Annotated in this window: 16 protein-coding genes and 1 pseudogene; 11 read left to right on the top strand and 6 right to left on the bottom strand. The window is 59.7% G+C overall.

Translation table 11 applies throughout. The features are described from left to right. Positions 1 to 129: 129 nt before the first annotated feature. Positions 130 to 302: pseudogene (locus ACQZ5K_RS18215) on the bottom strand (alpha/beta fold hydrolase); the annotation flags it as partial. A gap of 229 nt (positions 303 to 531) precedes the next feature. On the opposite strand from ACQZ5K_RS18215, the gene ACQZ5K_RS18210 reads away from it, so the two are divergent. The 3 genes from ACQZ5K_RS18210 to ACQZ5K_RS18200 all read left to right on the top strand — a co-directional run bounded on the left by ACQZ5K_RS18210 (position 532) and on the right by ACQZ5K_RS18200 (position 2,036). Then, positions 532 to 741 carry a cold-shock protein gene (locus tag ACQZ5K_RS18210; RefSeq protein ID WP_448741038.1) on the top strand — a complete coding sequence of 70 codons (210 nt, stop codon included), beginning with the start codon at positions 532 to 534 and terminating at the stop codon, positions 739 to 741. Positions 742 to 869: 128 nt separating this feature from the next. Beyond that, positions 870 to 1,094, top strand: coding sequence for a hypothetical protein (locus tag ACQZ5K_RS18205; protein WP_448741037.1), 225 nt, complete (start codon positions 870 to 872; stop codon positions 1,092 to 1,094). Positions 1,095 to 1,226: 132 nt separating this feature from the next. Beyond that, positions 1,227 to 2,036 (top strand): transglutaminase-like domain-containing protein, encoded by an 810-nt coding sequence (locus ACQZ5K_RS18200; RefSeq protein ID WP_111784967.1) that lies wholly within the window; start codon positions 1,227 to 1,229, stop codon positions 2,034 to 2,036. Here the strand turns inward: ACQZ5K_RS18200 and ACQZ5K_RS18195 are convergent. The 3 genes from ACQZ5K_RS18195 to ACQZ5K_RS18185 all read right to left on the bottom strand — a co-directional run bounded on the left by ACQZ5K_RS18195 (position 2,014) and on the right by ACQZ5K_RS18185 (position 3,827). Beyond that, positions 2,014 to 2,280: an EAL domain-containing protein gene (locus ACQZ5K_RS18195; RefSeq protein ID WP_448741036.1), complete on the bottom strand. Its 267-nt coding sequence runs from the start codon at positions 2,278 to 2,280 to the stop codon at positions 2,014 to 2,016. The genes ACQZ5K_RS18200 and ACQZ5K_RS18195 overlap by 23 nt on opposite strands. A gap of 285 nt (positions 2,281 to 2,565) precedes the next feature. Further along, on the bottom strand, positions 2,566 to 3,489 hold the full coding sequence (locus ACQZ5K_RS18190) for an SRPBCC family protein (RefSeq protein ID WP_448741035.1): 924 nt from the start codon (positions 3,487 to 3,489) through the stop codon (positions 2,566 to 2,568). After that, a complete protein-coding gene (locus ACQZ5K_RS18185; protein ID WP_374997124.1) occupies positions 3,486 to 3,827 on the bottom strand; it encodes an ArsR/SmtB family transcription factor in 342 nt (113 codons plus the stop codon). Before ACQZ5K_RS18185 ends, ACQZ5K_RS18190 begins: the two co-directional genes overlap by 4 nt. A gap of 285 nt (positions 3,828 to 4,112) precedes the next feature. Between ACQZ5K_RS18185 and ACQZ5K_RS18180 the strand changes: the two genes are divergently transcribed. From ACQZ5K_RS18180 to ACQZ5K_RS18160, 5 genes are all read left to right on the top strand, one after another. Next, positions 4,113 to 4,331, top strand: coding sequence for a hypothetical protein (locus tag ACQZ5K_RS18180; protein WP_003505772.1), 219 nt, complete (start codon positions 4,113 to 4,115; stop codon positions 4,329 to 4,331). A gap of 46 nt (positions 4,332 to 4,377) precedes the next feature. Continuing rightward, a complete protein-coding gene (locus tag ACQZ5K_RS18175; RefSeq protein ID WP_374997125.1) occupies positions 4,378 to 4,782 on the top strand; it encodes a hypothetical protein in 405 nt (134 codons plus the stop codon). Between the two features lie 256 nt (positions 4,783 to 5,038). Further along, positions 5,039 to 5,932 (top strand): DMT family transporter, encoded by an 894-nt coding sequence (locus ACQZ5K_RS18170; RefSeq protein ID WP_374997126.1) that lies wholly within the window; start codon positions 5,039 to 5,041, stop codon positions 5,930 to 5,932. A gap of 148 nt (positions 5,933 to 6,080) precedes the next feature. Beyond that, positions 6,081 to 8,096: a hypothetical protein gene (locus ACQZ5K_RS18165; RefSeq protein ID WP_448741034.1), complete on the top strand. Its 2,016-nt coding sequence runs from the start codon at positions 6,081 to 6,083 to the stop codon at positions 8,094 to 8,096. Positions 8,097 to 8,235: 139 nt separating this feature from the next. Next, positions 8,236 to 8,724 carry a cupin gene (locus ACQZ5K_RS18160; protein WP_374997128.1) on the top strand — a complete coding sequence of 163 codons (489 nt, stop codon included), beginning with the start codon at positions 8,236 to 8,238 and terminating at the stop codon, positions 8,722 to 8,724. A gap of 35 nt (positions 8,725 to 8,759) precedes the next feature. On the opposite strand, the gene ACQZ5K_RS18155 is transcribed toward ACQZ5K_RS18160, so the two are convergent. After that, positions 8,760 to 9,575 carry a nickel-binding protein gene (locus tag ACQZ5K_RS18155; protein WP_374997129.1) on the bottom strand — a complete coding sequence of 272 codons (816 nt, stop codon included), beginning with the start codon at positions 9,573 to 9,575 and terminating at the stop codon, positions 8,760 to 8,762. 184 nt (positions 9,576 to 9,759) lie between these two features. After that, positions 9,760 to 11,703, bottom strand: a complete 1,944-nt coding sequence (locus tag ACQZ5K_RS18150; RefSeq protein WP_448741033.1) for an ABC transporter ATP-binding protein/permease — start codon at positions 11,701 to 11,703, stop codon at positions 9,760 to 9,762. A 222-nt stretch (positions 11,704 to 11,925) separates the two neighbouring features. On the opposite strand from ACQZ5K_RS18150, the gene ACQZ5K_RS18145 reads away from it, so the two are divergent. From ACQZ5K_RS18145 to ACQZ5K_RS18135, 3 genes are all read left to right on the top strand, one after another. Beyond that, positions 11,926 to 13,134 (top strand): MFS transporter, encoded by a 1,209-nt coding sequence (locus ACQZ5K_RS18145; protein ID WP_104680064.1) that lies wholly within the window; start codon positions 11,926 to 11,928, stop codon positions 13,132 to 13,134. 172 nt (positions 13,135 to 13,306) lie between these two features. Then, positions 13,307 to 14,116, top strand: coding sequence for a cyclase family protein (locus ACQZ5K_RS18140; RefSeq protein ID WP_448741032.1), 810 nt, complete (start codon positions 13,307 to 13,309; stop codon positions 14,114 to 14,116). A gap of 135 nt (positions 14,117 to 14,251) precedes the next feature. Continuing rightward, positions 14,252 to 14,689, top strand: a complete 438-nt coding sequence (locus ACQZ5K_RS18135) for a curlin (protein WP_374997132.1) — start codon at positions 14,252 to 14,254, stop codon at positions 14,687 to 14,689. Positions 14,690 to 14,744: the final 55 nt, after the last annotated feature.

Here is a 14,744-nt window from a genome sequence, read left to right as displayed (position 1 = left end):
AGCCCCCGCTGAAAACACGCAGGGCAAGGTTCAAACATGGGTCAATTCTCGATGGAAATATCCTGGGCTACCGGGTCAGTTCTCAGTGGAAATCAACACCAAGGCTTTCGGCACGAATTCAGCATGGTATTAGAAGATGCCGCCATGGCCAGCATCTGCGTAGATCAACAGTCGGCATTGGGGATACGCTGAGCCAGATCGCGGCTGTTGGATGTCAACACCATGATATCATTGTCTCCGCTGGCTACGAGAACGGGAATGCGTATGCGTCCCAGATTCTGCGGTGCCCGACACCCCCAGGCCACGCCGTATAGGAGAGCACAACTTTCTGACGAGGTTAAATGTCGTCAAAAACCAATAGTTGACACTCCGGCAGAGGCAGGATATAAGGAGCAATCGAATTTGCTTGCTTAGCTTTGCTTGTCACGCGTCTGGCACCGCGTTCTGAACGAACCTTTCCTTTCAAAATCGCTATCATCATCCGCAGCGCACGAGTGCTGTGGTTTCTCTATTGCTATGAAAGGGTTCATCATGACCACTGGCACAGTTAAATGGTTCAATTCCACCAAGGGCTTCGGCTTCATTCAGCCTGACAACGGCGGCGCCGATGCGTTCGTCCACATCTCCGCCGTTGAGCGCGCCGGCATGCGCGAACTCGTCGAAGGTCAGAAAGTCGGCTTCGAGCTTGAGCGCGACAACAAGTCGGGCAAAATGCCGGCCTGCAATCTGCAGGCTGCCTAAGGGTCTGTGCTTCCCTTTGACCACGGATGTACTGGCACTGACGAAGCACGCCAACCCAATCAAGGCCAGGCAAATTGCCTGGCCTTTTGTTTTTCGCTCGCTCTTCGAGCATCATCACCGGAACACCCATGACAGAAAAATACAGTATTTCCCGCCAGAAGGCCGAACTCGCCTTCAGCCACATCCAGACACCGTTCTTCGCAAAAGAAAAAGCGCTTGAGGAGCTCGATTCCATTGCGCAATCCCGCGATGCAAAGACCCTGCGCCTTCGGGAAGCCCGTCTTGCCAAGGAATTGTCGGATCGTACCGCCGGAACATCCGCTCTCCTTGCCAAACGCGCCCGCGCGCGCTGATCGATATCCGCGCCGTGATCGTCCTCCGCACAAGACCTGCCTTGACAACCTGACCACCGGCCGGAACGTCGCGAGCGTAAAAGCGTTGCAGACTGAAGGACATGACGATGGCTCTTTCAGGGACAGTGCTGCATGAAGATACGCGCCGGGTTCGATATTGCCTATGAATGCGAGAATGAGACGGCGATGCTGCTGGTTCTCAACATCCATCCCGACCGGCGCGCGGATTTGCTCACCGAACAGGTCCTGACTTTCGACCGGCCGATCGAGGCCTGGGGATATCTGGACATCTTCGGCAATGCCTGCAGCCGCATATCCGCACCGCCCGGACTGACGACGATCTCCACGCGCTTCGACATATATGACGGCGGCCTGCCGGATCCCGTTCCTGAAAACGCCTTCCAGCACGATATCAAGGATTTACCGGACGATGTTCTGGTGTTCCTGCTGGGCAGCCGCTACTGCGACACCGACCGGTTGGCGGACTTTGCCTGGAAAAACTTCTCCGCTACACCACTCGGCTGGCCCCGTGTTCAGGCGATCGTCGATTTCGTCCATTCCCGTATTGTCTTCAACTACGAGAAAGCCGATCCGCTGAGGACGGCTTTCGGCGGGTTCAATGACAGGACTGGCGTCTGCCGCGATTTCGCACATCTTGCCATCACCCTCTGCCGCTGCATGAATATCCCGGCCCGCTATTGCACCGGTTATCTCGGTGATATCGGCGTGCCCAAAGACCCCAACCCGATGGATTTCAGCGCCTGGTGCGAAGTCTATCTCAGCGGCCGCTGGTATACGGTCGATGCCCGTCACAACACGCCCCGCATCGGCCGCATATTGATGGCGACAGGACGTGATGCCACAGACGTCGCGCTGTCCACCGCATTTGGACCGGCTATACTTAAGCGGTTCGAGGTGATCACAGACGAACTGGTTGGATAACGACCAATACGGGGAATCGCAACGTTTTCGCTTTGACCTCGACAGACGCCACCTGAATGACCTCGGGAGCCGACCCGTATCTCGACTTGTTCTGCCGGTGAAAGACGATGAATTCTTCGGCGGGAAGCGGTCTGGAAAAGAGCCAGCCCTGACCGAAGTCGATATTATGTTCCCGCAGATAGACCGCCTGCTCTTCCTTCTCGATACCTTCCGCAACGGAAAACAGCCCAAGCTCGCGCACCATCAGGACGCTATGGCCGCTCTGTCGGTATGGTCAGGGTCGTAAGACGTCAAACCGGACTATTGTTCACTTTGTCGGCGGGGCGAAATATTTCTATTCAGACGGGAAAACACGAATGAGGATCAAGAATTTGAAGGTCATCATCGGAACCGGATTTGCCGTTGCTGCCCTGCTTTGGTGGAACCTGCAAGACGATCTCGCGCACGCAGAGCGGCTTTGAAGAACAATGCCGGCTGGACAGGAGGCCAATATCGAGACCCTGCACATGGAGCTGACGGCCCGGCGCATCTATAGCGCCTTGGCGAAGCGTTCCAGTTTGCCCAGCGTTTGCTGACCCAGCTCCACGGCGCCGAAGCCCTTCGCTTGCTGGAACTCGGCTTCCGTGCTGAACACCATGCCCAGCACAACTTTCGTCGCGCCGTCCTGATCTTCGAAGGAGGCCCAGGCATCGGCATGTTTCGGCCCGTTTTCGCCCCACAGCAGCGTATAACCGATCCTCTCTTCGGGCCGGACCTCAACGTACCGATGATGGTTCGGGAAGACCGTGCCGTCAGGGCCGATCATGTCAAAGACCCATTCACCGCCGGTCCGCAGGTCAATCCTCTTCGTGCGGCAGGAAAAGCCTTCAGGGCCCCACCATTGCGGCAGCGTCTTTTCGTTCATCCAGGCTTTCCAGACAATGTTTCGCGGCACCTTTATCGTTCGCTCCAGCACCATGGTTCGCCCGGCCACGCTGGCCAGATTGTCGAGACCGGCGCTGAAACCTTGCTGATAGCCATCCCGCATATCCTCGGCCAGTGAGGAAAGCTGCACCGTTACGATCAGGCGGCTACGCTCTTCCACGGCCTGAAAATCGGCAGTGACCAGCGCTGCCGACTGGGTTATGCCGCCGGATGAGACCACCTCGTAATTCACGCTGCGGCGGGTTGGCTGTAGCTCCAGCCAGCCGCATTCACAGCGAATATCCGGCTGGCCGGCGACCTTGCAGAGCGACACTTCGCGACCGCCCAGCCTGCTGTCCGCCTCCAGGAACTCCACGGTGACCGAGGGCGAGGGAGAGGCCCACACCGCCCGGGCGGCGGGTGAGAGCCAGACCTGCCAGAGAGCCGATAGCGGAACGGCAATTTCCCGTTCGAAGCTGAGCGTTGCAAAACAGTCTTGCGGTTGATGCGGTTCAGCGCGTGCGCTTTTTTGATCCGGTTTCGTTGTCATTCGGATTCCTCCTTCATGGCCTGCATTGCAAATGCCTCCAGCCGGTCAAGCCGGCTCTCCCATACGGCCCGCTGCTCATCGAGCCATGTGCTGACCGGCTCCAGCGCTTCCGGCACGATTGCGCAGGTGCGCACCCGCCCATCCTTGGACGTGACGATCAGCCCCGCCTCTTCCAGCACGGAAAGATGCCGCATGACCGTGGGCAGACGCAGCCCCGTGGGAGCGGACAGTTCCATGACCGGCGCCGGCCCGCCGCCGAGGCGCGCCAGAATCGCCCGCCGCGTGGGATCAGCCAGAGCCTGGAAGATCAGTGAAAGGTCCCGATGATGCTTAGTCATATTGCTAACTATCATGTTTCATCGCGATGAGGCAAGGAGAAACTTAGCAGATCGACTAAGTTTCGTCGGGAGGGATGGTTCAGCGGATGAAATGCCGATGCGTCGTCCGGCCGTCCCGTTTGGGTAACCGGGCCTTTCCCCTTCATGCGCCTGGCGTTCGGCAACGGGCGGCGGATGCAACTGACGGGCCGGAAACAAGCCATCAAAAGTTGCAGAAAAAGATTGACTCTCGTTGCCGCCTGAGTGAGCTTCGCCGGGAAAAAACGGGGAAAACATCAAATCATCATGTCACCAGAACGCTTTAATCAATGCCTGCGGGTGATCCGCTGGACGCCGATCAATATTGCGTCCGCGCTGCAATGCGAACTTTCATGGATTGAGGCGCTGGAAGCGGGCAACGAGGAGGTTCCCGCTGGCCTAGCGACATGGCTTGAAACGCTGGCGCAGGCCCATGAGGCTCTTCCGCCTCCGTCCACCTACAGAGGAAAACGGTCGACATTCTGATGCGGCCGGCAGTTTTCAGCCTTTACCAACGATTGGATTATTCGAAATGAAATATGTCATAGCAGCTCTTGGCATGATCGCCTTTTCAAGCCCCGTCCTCGCCGCATCCTGCGAAAAGAATTTCACGGTCTCAGGCGTACCGATGGTGACGGCCGTCTCTTACAAGTCCTGGCAGGAACTGCCGAAGGCGAAAGCGCCTGCCGTACTTCAAAAGCTGGCTCAGGCCGTGGCGGCGGAGGGTTTTTCCGGCATCCAGATCAACAAGGCGCTGTCTTCCATCGATGCGCACCAGGAGACCAGCGGCAGCGGCAGAATTCAGACGCTGCGGGTCGTGGCCCGGCAGAAAGGCGCCGCTGTGCGGATCGATGCTGTCTTCAACATTCAGGCAGGACAGATCGCGGACAAGAACGTCATCCGCGCGGGCATCTGCAATATCATCAATGGCGCGTGACGCGCGGTGAATGGACTGCCCGTTCGCAGACTTGATGCCGGTGTAAGCTGACATCGGGGGTGGGCGGCTGAACGGGTGCGGCGCATTTGTTGCCAGCGGATGCGACGGCTTGCCCGGCAGGGGCGGTGGGCCATATGCCGGTTCATGCCGTTGATGGTGATGCTTATGGTATGGCGGGCAAACCCGGAATCTGCGATGTGTGCAGCCAGGGATAGTGTCCGCGGCCGGAAGCAGGCGGCCAATCGACGGGGAAAACATGCCGATCTATGAACTGGCTGCCGTGGGTGCCGCGACCTGCTGGGCGATGACCGGGCTTCTTTCGTCCGGCCCGGCGGGGCGGCTTGGAGCGCTGGCCTTCAACAGGACGCGGCAGCTTTTTGTCGCCGCTCTGCTGGGGGTCTATGTGTTCGCCTCGGGCAGCTGGCGGGAGCTTCAGCCGGAGGCGCTGTCTTCGCTTCTCCTTTCCGGCTTCATCGGTATTTTCGTTGGCGACACGCTTCTCTTCACCTGCCTCAACCGGCTGGGGCCGCGTCGCTCTGGAATCCTCTTTGCGCTGAATGCCCCGATCGCCGCGCTGCTGGGATGGGCGGTGCTTGGCGAGCAGCTTCCCGCCAGCGCCATGGCCGGCATAGGCCTCACGCTGAGCGGAGTGCTGCTGGCAATCCTCTTCGGCAAGCGCAAGGCGCAGCTGCACGAATGGGAAAGCGTGAAGGGGCCGCTTTGGCTCGGCGTGCTTTTCGGCCTTCTTGCCGCGCTCAGCCAGGCGGTCGGCTCGCTGATTGCAAGGCCCGTGATGGCGACCGGGGTCGATCCTCTTGCCGCCTCCATGCTGCGCGTCGGAGTGGCCGCTCTTTGTCTGACGGCGCTGACGATGCTGCCCATCGAGGCTGTCAAGCCGAGAGGCAGGCTGACCGGAAGCCTGTTCCTGCAGACGGCGCTCACGGGCATCGTCGCCCTGGCTTTCGGCATGACGCTGCTTCTCTTTGCCCTTTCCGGCGGCAAGGTCGGCATTGTCTCGACACTCTCGGCAACGACGCCTGTCATCATCCTGCCGCTGCTGTGGCTGAAGACACGGGAGCTGCCGGCGCCCGGCGCATGGGCCGGCGCTGCACTTGTCGTGGCCGGCATGGCGCTGATGTTCTGGCGGTAGCTTCAGCCGGAAGGCGAAGGGCCGCGGCAACACCGCCTCCGCCTCGCGTTTTTTCACGCCTCGATTAAGCCGGTAACGACCACTTGCTAAGCAACTTTTGCGTGCTTAAAAGGCGGTCAATATCAGTTCGTTAAAGAGGATCAACTTCGTGGAACAGGAAAACATCCAGACCGGCAAGGGTCGGCGCAGGGCGCTTTGGGCGGCGGTTGCGATTATTGCCGTCGCCGCTGCGGGCGTCATCGGCGGCAAGACCTTCTACGAAGCGAAGGTGAAGGAGCTGGTTGCCCGCAGCGGTGCGACCGCCACGTCCATCGAGGTCGATTTTCTCGGGAAAATTCATGTTCGCGATCTGACGCTGGCGCTTGAAGACGGCAGGAATATCAAGATCGCGGCTATCGACGGACGTCCGAAACTTCCGTTTCTGGACGGCGCGATTGACATGAACACCATCGACATCGATGTGCCCACCGGAAAGATTTCGATGGCACAGGCGCGCATCGAGAACGCCGCCTTCGAAAAACCGGGACAGGCGGAAGGAAACGGCGGCTCCCTCGCCCGCCGCATCGAGCGCTTCGCGGCGACAAGCATCTCCACGCCGGAGGTGACGTTTACCCAGTCCGTCGCGACCACCGAGCAGAAGACCGTTTACAAGAACCTCGCTCTCTCCGAGATCGCGGGCGGCCGCATTGCCCGATACTCTATCGACAATGGCAGTTACGACATCAAGATGCAGCTTCCCGACAGCGACGGCGCGATGAAGGACAAGCATATGGTCGTGTCGACCGGCGCGATCGCCGGCCAGGACATCGACGTCGCTTATCTCGCCCGGCTCTATACGGAAAAGGCGGGCCCGGAAGACAAGGAAGCGAAGCCGCTCTACGGGCCGCTCTCCGTCAAGGCGGTTTCCTTCTCTGAAGGAGACGGTCATTTCAGCTACGATGAAATCCGCAGCGATGGCTTTACCGCCCGCATGCCGTCCGAACCGCTGCTGGATACCCTGAAAGCGCTGACGACGACCCCAGACCCTGACGCGCTTTCACCGCAGGAACGCCAGGCGCTTTTCGCAAAGGCCGTCTCCATTCTCGACATGATCGGCAAGAGCAACATGCAGCTCATCGGCTTCAAGGTCGATGCGCCGGATGAAAAGGAAGGGGCGGCCGGCAAAAGGGTCAAGGCCACCATCGACCGCATCGACATGCAGATGGACAGCCGCAAGCTCGACTTCGGCGTGATTGGCATGTCGATCGGAGATGGCGACGGCAAGATCGAAGTCGCGGAAGCAAGCCTCAAGGGCTTTGACTGGAGCTCGACGATCAAGGGAATTTCCGAGATCATCGCGCTCGACGAGACGCAGATGGAGACCTTTCAGTTCAATCGCCTGATACCGGAACTTGGCCGGGTGCGCGTCGGCGGCATCAACGTCGATATGGCCGCGCCGGAAAAGCCGGAGGAGGAGGCGGAAGAAGAAGCGGCCGGAACGCCGGAACGTATCAAATTCTCACTCAAGAATTTCGAGATGGGGCTGACCAAGCCCTTCAACGGCATTCCGACCGATATCGAGATCAGGCAGGACGAGCTGACGCTTCCGATCCCGGCGGACTCGACAGAGGAGGTTTTCGTTGAAGCCCGCAAACTGGGTCTCGAAACGCTGGCCTTCTCTTATGGCCTTGCCGCCGGCTGGGACGAACCGAACAGCAATCTGGTGATCCGCGACATCTCTCTCAGCAGCAAGGATTTCGGCAGCGTCAATTTTGCCGGTCTGGTAAGCGGCTTTACCGAAGAGTTCTTCTCTTTTGACGTCAATCGCGCGCAGGCGGCGCTCTTCGGGCTCGCCGGCCGCGAAGTGAAGCTCACGATCAAGGACGAAGGTTTGATGGCGAAGGCGATCAAGCTTTATGCCCTGCAGAACGACATGACGGAAGATCAGGTACGCGCCACCCTCACACTGGTGGCGAGCATGATGCTGCCGCAGGTGGCGGCTGAACAGCCCAAGCTGCAGAACGCCGTGGAAGCGCTCGTCCAGTTCATCAGCAAACCCGGGACCCTGACGGTAACGGTCAAATCCACGGGCGCAAACGGCCTGGGCATTTTTGATCTGGTTGCCGCCTCCGACAATCCGATGGGGCTTCTCGACAAGGTCGATATTCAGGCGACGGCCGAATAAATCCGGCCACTCCTCCGGCAGAGGTTTCAAGCCCGGTTTTTCGAGCTTGAGACCGCCGGAACTGGTATTCTCATGAGATTGTGACCTGAATGTCCGAGAAGTCCGTCTCTCCTGCGGGCAGAACATGAGGAGCATCAACATGAAAACCGAGCAACTCACTTTCGGCCCCGGCGGGCAGGTTCCCAACAATCAGACCTTTGCCGTCATTATTTATCGAAACGTTGGCCCGGACTCGGACTCCCCGGATTTCGAGGCTATGTTTTCCCGCAACAAATGGAGCGGCATCTGGCGCAATGGCGTGTTCGACTACCATCATTACCACAGCGGCGCGCATGAGGTTCTGGGCGTGGGGCGTGGCGAGGCGACGTTGCAGATCGGCGGGCCCGAGGGGCAAATTCTGGAGGTCACACAGGGCGATTGCCTGATCCTGCCCGCCGGAACCGGCCATATGAAGCTGAGTGCTTCTGCGGATTTTCAAGTGGTGGGTGCTTATCCGCCGGGGCAAAAGGCCGATATTCAGACTTCTGCGCCCAGCGATGAAATGCTCGAGCGGATTAGATCCCTGCCAAAGCCTGCGACAGACCCTGTGCACGGAGCCTCCGGCGGCCTGACCGAGATATGGCGCTAAGGGGCGATCCATTCGGTCGCGACACAAGGCCGTAGCTAGTGCTGCAGCCACTCGCAACTATAGGCCAGCACCGGCTCGGCAAAGCCCTTCAGCCTGTAACGATCGCCATGCACGAGGACATCGGCGCCGCCATATTCCTGAAAAGTCTTATCCGATATCAGGATCTGGTCGCTCTCGGCTGCGGCGCAAAGCCTTGCCGCCAATTGCACGGTAGTCCCGAAGAAATCATTGCTGTCCTCGATAGGCTCCCCGCAATCCAGACCGATACGGATGTGGATGGGCTCGCCCCTGTCGCTGTTGTAACGATGGAACTCGCGCTGGATATCGATGGCGCAATCCACCGCAAATGGCGTGGAGGAGAACACGGCCATTATGCCATCGCCGGTGTGCTTGACCTCCCGCCCCGAGCGCCGCCCCAGACAACCGCGCACGAGCGCATCGTGTGCCCGGATGAGTTCCGCCGCCATGCGATCCCCAAGGCGGGCCGTCATTTCGGTTGAACCGACGATGTCCGTGAAAAGGATCGCGCGGTGACCGGGGTCCATATTTTTCGAGGCGGCCCCAGGCGCCACCGGATCCTGTATTCGCCCGAGAAACGCTTCCACGGCCGACAGCGCGACTTCCACCACCTCGCTGGCGACGAACCCGTGCGCTTCCCGATGCACGCACTGCGCTGTTTCAGCGTCCGGAGCGTCCATAAGGCAAAAGGCCGTACCGCGCCTTTCATCGAACCAGTAGGTCAAAAACCTGACGCCGTACCGATCCTGGATGTTGAGATCTTTAAGATGTGCTGCGGCGATATCCGCAGCGGAGACGCCGGCAAGCTCGTGCCGGTCCATGAAGATAGGCATTGGTTTCCTCCCAAGAGTATATCGTTGCCTCCTCTGCCAGCCATTTTATGACTTCGCCGAATTGCCGTCTATCGTTCTTACGGGTGACGCCGCACAAGGCGGGAACACCGGAAAGGGCGATATTCGTTCGCGTTAGAATTTCACAGGCGACATGCCTGCAAGCACTCCCGACAGTCGCCGCGACTTACCTGCGTTTGACCATGCGCCGAAGAAGCGAGCGGGAGCGGGCCTTGCGGGGAATGAGGTGGATATCGCTGACCAGCTTTGCGCCGCCCTCCCGTCGCTCCAAGGTTATCTTCCGGCTATGGAAGGCCTCCAGCTCGGCACGATGCGCCACGCTGATGATGGTGGCGTCAGGCAATTCATCGATCACCGTCAGCATCATCCTGTCCTGGCTTTTTTCATCGAGAGCCGCAGTCGCCTCGTCCATGACGATGATATCCGGGTCGTTCAGCAGCAGGCGGGCAAAAGTCAGCCGCTGTTTTTCACCGCCCGACAGCGTCTGGTCCCACGGCGCCTCCTCCTCCACCTTGTCTTTGAGATGGCCGAGACCAACCTTGTCGAGAGCTTCTCCTATCTCTTCGAAAGTCCAGCTCTCGGCCGCCTGCGGATAGCAGACCGCCCGGCGAAGGGTGCCGGAGGGAACATATGGCCGCTGCGGCAACATGAAAAGTCGGCTGCCGGCCCGAAAACTGACGCTGCCCCCGCCCCATGGCCACAGGCCCGCGATTGCCCGAACGAGCGTGCTTTTGCCGGATCCGGATTCGCCTGCGACCAGCACTCTTTCTCCCCGCCCGATTTCCACATCGGTCTCCTTGACGACGGCCGTGCCGTCACCGAGCGACACCGAAACATCCTTGAGGCTGAGCATCGTTTCGCCTTCCGTTTCACCGCGCACGATCCGGCCGAGCTTATCGCTCTGTTCGGCCCGCTCCAGCCCGTCAAGCGACATCATCAGGGAGGCAACGCGGCGTGCGCAGGCATTCCAGTCCGCCAGCCGGGGATAGTTGTCGACCAGCCAGCCGAAGGCGGATTGAACGATGGTGAAAGCGGATGCCGCCTGCATGACCTGACCGAGAGACATGCTTCCATCGAGAAATTTGGGCGCGCAGAGAAGAAGCGGAACAACGGGCGCGATCAACATCGATCCATGCGACACGACCGTGGTGCGCATATATTGCTGCGCCATCTGCTTCCACTGGTGCCGGACATTGCGGAACCTCCTGTCGAGGTCGCTTCGCTCTTCCTCTTCGCCGCCAAGCAGGGCGATACTCTCCCCGTTTTCCCGGACACGGGTGAGCGTGTAACGGAATTCCGCCTCCAGCTGGTTCTTGACCTCGGAGACCCTGACGAAGTTCCGGCCGATCAACGCGATGGAACTCGATGTGATGAGCGCATAGATCACCGCCGCAATCACGAGAAAGCCGGGTATCGTGACCGATAACCCACCGATCGGCAGCGTCAGCGCGCCGCCAATCGTCCACAGGACGATGATAAAGGTGGACGCCGATACGAAGGCGGCAATGACGCCCGCCACGAAATCCACGGGTGCTTCGGTGGCGATCCGCATATCTTCCGACAGCCTCGCCTCCGGATTTTGATGGTCGCCATCGATCAGGTTGAGCTGGTAATAGCGGCCATTTGCGATCCATCGGGAGACCAGCACCTTGGTCAGCCACGACCGCCAGCGTCGCTGGATGCGCATTCTGACGTAAACCTGCGAGGTCACAATGAAAACGCTTCCGAGAACCAGCGGCGGGAATATGGAAGCGAGAAAGTAGACCGTCGACGCATCCCGTTTTTCAATCGCATCGAAAATCCCGCGATTCCAGACGTTGATGCCATACTGAAAACCGACATTGACGCCGATCATAGCGAGAAGCCCGATGGAGAACGGCCAGGCAAGCCCGTCCCCACGGCGGCTCCAGAAACCCCGCGCGCTGATCAGAAAGCGCTTCAGAAGATATCGCTTGCGCGCCTCTTCGGCCTGCTGCGGCGTCAAACCCGAAGCGGGCTCCAATTCCTCCGGCGGAAGGGGATCATCGGGTGCGTCGTTGGCATGAACATTCTCTGCACCCTTTTGGCCGGTGCCATCGATCGGGTTCGGTTTTGCGTCAGCATCGGTCATGGATGCATAAACGGGTGACGGTTTGAAAAGTTGCCGGCCCGAAACAGTTTCCGGTTGGCGGAACCGGACCGGTCACTGCAAAGGCATCCTCGTCACGCAAATGGCGCTGCGAATGTTGTGCGATGCACAAATTTCGGAGGAACAGGCATGAAATTCGGATTTTTAGATACATATCATCCGGGAAAAACCGTCTAAAACTCTCTCAACTCAAGGAGAGACGTCATGACGGACACAACATCGCAGTTTGATGGGGTAGCTATCCCCCTGGAAACCACAGAAGAACCCGCGTGGACGGCTGCGACCTGGTTCGCCGTTCTTTCCATGGCGGCCACCAGCTTTGCGCTGGTATCGGCCGAGTTCCTGCCGGCGGGCCTGTTGACGCCCATGGCGCGCGATCTTGGCATCACAGAAGGCACGGCCGGGCAGGTCGTCACCGCCACCGCCTCCGTAGGCGCGGTGACAGCGCTGTTGAGCAATGTTCTGATCGGCAAGCTGAACCGCAAGACAGTGCTTGTCGGTCTTAGCGCGCTGGCGATCGCCTCCAACATTCTGGCATCGGTTGCCGCCGATTTCTGGCTATTGCTGTTGGGCCGGGCCGGACTGGGTATTGCACTCAGCGGTTTCTGGGCGCTGTCGGTTGCCGTTGTGGCGCGGCTTGTCGGCGCAAATTCAACCGGGCGCGGCATGGCTATCGTTACCCTCGGCGTTTCGCTTGCCACCATTGCAGCTCCTTCGATGGGCGCCCTGATCAGCGACTGGCTGGGATGGCGCATCGCCATGTCGATGACGGCGGGACTTGCCATCGTTGCCATGCTGTTACAGATACTCAGCCTGCCCTCTCTGCCGGCAAGTACAAGCAACAGTCTTTCCGATGTCCTTGGATTGACGCGGCGCCGCAGCGTTCAGCTCGGTATGCTTGCCATCCTGTTGCTGATGACGGGGCATTTTGCAGGCTCGGTCTATGTGCGTCCCTTCCTCGAAAAGGTCACGCTTCTTGACACCACGCCGATTGCGCTCGCCCTGCTCGGCTTTGGCGTTGCCTCCGTGATAGGCAATGTCGTCGGGGGCCGGATGGCTGACGCCAGTATCCGCGTTGCTCTCATCGTCACTGCCGCGGTGATGGCATTTGCGACGATCGCCCTCGTTATCTGGGGCGCTCATACGAGTGCGGCTTTTGCTCTCGTCGCACTTTGGGGCCTTGCATTCGGCATGGGGCCGGTCGTGCTGCCGACAAACCTCTCCCGTGGTGCACCCGATGCTCTGGAGGCAGCCGGCAGCCTGATGGTGGTATCTTTCCAGGTGGCGATCAGCATTGGCGCGGTGCTCGGCGGTTATATCGTTGACTCCTATGGTGCGACCGCGCCGCTCGCTCTCACTGCCGTCCTTGCCGCATTGACGGTCGCACTCGCCGTCGTGCAGCGTCGCGACTGATCCCTGCCATTCCTGGCCGCGGGCGACATGACGCCCGCGGCAACCAGAAGAGCGGCGACTTTCCGGAGTCGCCACCTGCAACAGGTTAAAAATTGGGGCAGGTCCTGCCTTGCGTCACTCCACCTTTGCGCTACGCTTGAGAACAGGGATTTCTCAATGGAGGGACTGAGGCATGTGCAACAATTGCGTGATCGAGAACGTAAAACGGAACATGCTGTCACGACGCCTGCTGTTCAAGGGCGCCGCGGCCGGTTTAACGGCCATGACGGCGGGCAGCCTGGCGGCGCCGGTGCTGGCGCAATCGGCCCGGCAGGTCGTTGATCTCACCCATACCTATGATTCCACATTTCCTACATTCGATGGCAAACCGGGCATAGAATACGAGTGGGCAGCGGAGATCGCCAAGGACGGCTATCAGCTCCACAAACTCACCATCTACGAACATACCGGCACCCATATCGATGCGCCTTTCCACTTCAGCGCGGATGGCGCGAGCGTCGACCAGCTGGAGCCGCAGAAACTTGTGGCGCCGCTTGTCATCGTCGATATCACCGACCGCGCCAAAGACGATGCCAATTCCACCATTGAAGCCGAAGACATCGAGCGCTGGATATCTGCGAATGGCGACATCCCGGCAGGTGCAATCGTGGCCCTGCGCTCCGGCTGGGCTACTAAAGTGAAGAGCCCCTCATTCCGCAATGACGACGCCGGAAAATTCGCCTTCCCCGGTTTCGGCAAATCGGCGACCGACCTTCTGCTCAAGCTCGAAACCGTCGCCATTGGCGTCGACACGCTTTCGCTGGATCCCGGCAACTCCGCAGATTTCGCGGTTCACAATTCCTGGCTGCCGGCGGGGCGCTACGGCATCGAAGGGCTGAACAACCTTGAGGCTCTGCCGGTGAAGGGAGCGAGCATAATCGTCGGCGCGCCGGCACACCGCGGCGGAACGGGCGGCCCAGCCCGTATTCTGGCCCTGGTCTGATACCGGCGCACGGCGCCGGAACGACAAGGCGCCGAATGAACTACGACTGAATAATCTCTTCAGCTTCCGTTCCAACGGGACCGTCTAAAACAAAGACGTTCAACCGCGGTCCTATCCGCCTGAGGAGACACAGTCATGATCCGGAAGTCTTTTATTGCTAGTGCACTCGTTGCTCTCGTTGGCATCGCCGCCACGGCACCCGCCATGGCCAATGATGTGCGCATCGAACAATATGGCTGGTCCAACTCTGTCGGTGGCGCGCAGGAAGGTTATGGCAACCGGATTCGCACCTACCAGAACGGCGGTTACAACCGGATTGTCGGCCATCAGTATGGTCGCCAAAACCTTTCGGCCGTCGGTCAGGAGGGACATGACAATTACGGCTCCACCTATCAGAACGGCAGCCGCAACGTGGCCGGTATCGGGCAATTCGGCTCCAACCACACCACCATCCTCACCCAGGATGGCAACGGCAACATCGCGGCCGGTGTTCAGGTGGGCCGTGGCTGCAGCGCCAATGTGAGCCAGGGCGGCAACGACAATGTCGCGGCCTTCGTGCAGGCCTGCCCTTAAGCAGCCCGCGATGAGGTGAAACGGGTCGAGATCGAAATATCAGATCGTCAGGGAG

The sequence above is a fragment of the Agrobacterium sp. 22-226-1 genome (genome assembly GCF_053522345.1).
This window is presented reverse-complemented; position numbering and strand designations above follow the sequence as displayed.